The 3,023-nt window shown below is 39.5% G+C and carries 1 tRNA gene and 2 rRNA genes; all 3 read right to left on the bottom strand.

Annotated features, from left to right (window positions below):
- Positions 1-2,609: 2,609 nt before the first annotated feature.
- Positions 2,610-2,725: ribosomal RNA gene (rrf, locus tag H5114_RS20190) — 5S ribosomal RNA — on the bottom strand.
- Between the two features lie 36 nt (positions 2,726-2,761).
- A tRNA-Thr gene (locus H5114_RS20185) sits at positions 2,762-2,837 on the bottom strand.
- A 45-nt stretch (positions 2,838-2,882) separates the two neighbouring features.
- A 5S ribosomal RNA gene (gene rrf, locus H5114_RS20180) occupies positions 2,883-2,998 on the bottom strand.
- Between the last annotated feature and the right edge of the window lie 25 nt (positions 2,999-3,023).

Raw genomic sequence — 3,023 nt, 5'->3', positions numbered from 1 at the left:
TCGCCGTAAGACGCTAGGTCGTTGGCTTGGGGTGCGTATTCTACGCTTTCCCGTGTCGGCGTCAAGTGTTTTTTCAAACTTTCTTTTCGCCTTGAATCCAGTGTTTTGAAGCACTTAATTCAACCCAACTCGGTGACCGCTTTCGCTGTCTGCCGTGTCAGTGGATGCGCATTATAGGCACCACAAGATTTTGTGCAAGGCCTTTTTTGTCATATTTATGAATTAATTTTTATACTTAAGTTAGCACCAGCTTAAGAACATCTTACTCACAGATTTATCCACAATTAAGAGGTTGTAAGCGATAAAATATCCTAAGTAGCAAAGTGACGTGAATAGTAAAATCCTATGTAGACCACGATTAAAAGTATCATTTATTTATATGCATGCTTAATGAGTCGAGTGCAATCGGTCCAAAAACAAAAACTCTCACCCATGTTAATAGCTTAATGGCCCTTAGTTAGGTTAAGCGGCCTATATTGATAGTATGTAAAACTGAGCTGATTTAAATAGACTTGATTATATTCGACTGTATATAGACTAACTATGAGTTTTACGAGTTGATCTTGGATGTGTGCAGTGACACTTAACGTGCTCATAGAAGATTGAGGAATCATCCTATGGGTAAACTCTGCCTTAAACAGCAAAGGGATATTGATATAAAGTTACTCAATGTAAGTGACAAGTTTTGGAGTCGTTCTTATTAACGACGAATAGGAACCATAACTGAATATTTGAATAGACTTACGGCATATTTAAAAAGAGTTACTTTAAAGGATGCAGATATAGATGACTGTGGATTTTAACAAAGCGATGATCAATCTTGATATGTTGATTGTCACGTCACCAAATTGTATAACAATCTTTGTATCGTTTACTTAAGTGATTACATTGATAGAATCCACACAAAAATAATATGGCAAAGCCAAGCTTAGTTTGAAGAGGTGGCGTTTTTCATAATAGTCTTTAGTGCGTAATTTACATTATCGAGCATCATTCTAACTTGCCATAATGTTGCTATATACTATCGCCAGCTTGAATACGATGAGTTTACCTATCGATAGCTTAGTAAGACTGAGGAGCTAAACAATTATTACGGGTAGCAGAATTTCTGCCTGATAGGCAAAACTGATGGCTTATTTAGGAACACATCTAAGACGGTACTGTGTCAAGGATTTGAATTCACTGCGGCTTAGATAGGTAAATAATACTTAGATATAGTGGGCTAGCTGGTTGGTACGGCTTCAATTTAATAACTTTTGATTTGTAGACAAGAAAGAGATGAATAACATCAGAAACCTATTAATTAAATGAAACCTGAAACATCAAGATTAACGGCGAAGGTTAGCAACGAACAATGTCAAATCAACAGCATGTCACCACAGACCAGCAGTATGAGTAAATGGTTACTAGACTTTAATAAGAGATAATATAAAGCCATAAATAACAGGCTAAAAACTACTAGTGACGACGAGCATCTAAGCTGATTTTCTAGTACCTTATCTTACTAGCTTTGTTTAATAAACGCAGGACCTTCATCCATCCTCGCTCCGGCTCTTATTAAAGCTTGTTACTCATAGCGACATACACGATACGAGTGTCATATTTGATTATATAGCTCAAGTACTTTGAGTTCTCAAACTGCAGCCATAAAAACCACTGCATTATAACCCGCTGTGTCACGACTCACTCACCTTAATTAGATGCCTGGAAATAATCAGCTATCTCAGGGTTATCGACCATAGATTTTTATTGATCATGTGCGATCATTGTTTTCAACCGAAAAATGACATGCATTAAACGCATCTTCAATTTCTCAGAGATTTTTACATCAATTAAGCGTATAAAATAACCGCCTCTGGCATAGGTATATAAACATACTATTATGTAATGCTATCAACGACCATTCCCTCAAATTTTGGACACAAGACAGCCGCAACAAAATAGTGGCCTATCTCGCGACGATTTCAAGTCAACTAGGTGCCTAAAAATAACTTACTCTGTCATGGGCATATCATCCACACTGGTTAATGGTTCACATTGAGAACAACTTTAGACACAAAACAAAAAGGCCACACAATTAAGGTGGCCTTGCAGTATTCTTTATCGCTGGGAAAACAAACGACCCTGGCATGGGCATATCATCCACACTTGCTAATGATTCGTATTGAGAAAGACTATAGGCACAAAACAAAAAGGCCACTCGGTTAGAGTGGCCTTGCTGTTTTAGTTGGCGCCTGGAAATGACCTACTCTCGCATGGGCATATCATCCACACTGGTTAACGATTCGCATTGAGAAGTCTTTAGGCACAAAACAAAAAGGCCACCTGATTAAAGTGACCTTGCAGTGTTATTTAGCGCCGGGAAAATAACCGACTCTGGTATGGGCATATCATCCACACTGGTTAATGATTCACATTGAGAACAACTTTAGACACAAAACAAAAAGCCACACAATTAAGGTGGCCTTGCAGTATTCTTTATCGCTGGGAAAACAAACGACCCTGGCATGGGCATATCATCCACACTAGCTAATGATTCACATTGAGAACAACTTTAGGCAAAAACAAAAAGGCCACCCGATTAAGGTGGCCTTGCTGTTTTATTTGGCGCCTGGAAATGACCTACTCTCGCATGGGGAGACCCCAAACTACCATCGGCGATACTGTGTTTCACTTCTGAGTTCGGAATGGGATCAGGTGGTGCCGCAGCTCTATGGTTTCCAGACAAACTCTTTTCTAGGACATTACACTAGATAACTCTTGGTGCTGATACCCAGAATCGAACTGGGGACCTCATCCTTACCAAGGATGCGCTCTACCAACTGAGCCATATCAGCAAATTACTTCTTGGAACATACTCTTTCGTAAAAGAGAAATTAGGCGCCTGGAAATGACCTACTCTCGCATGGGGAGACCCCACACTACCATCGGCGATACTGTGTTTCACTTCTGAGTTCGGAATGGGATCAGGTGGTGCCACAGCTCTATGGTTTCCAGACAAATTTTGTTTATCTAACGCAGTA

The sequence above is a fragment of the Shewanella sp. SR43-8 genome (assembly GCF_014163775.1).
In the GTDB taxonomy this organism is placed as follows: Bacteria; Pseudomonadota; Gammaproteobacteria; order Enterobacterales; family Shewanellaceae; genus Shewanella; species Shewanella vesiculosa.
The sequence above is the reverse complement of the archived record's forward strand: the minus strand, read 5'-3'. Positions and strand labels throughout refer to the sequence as shown.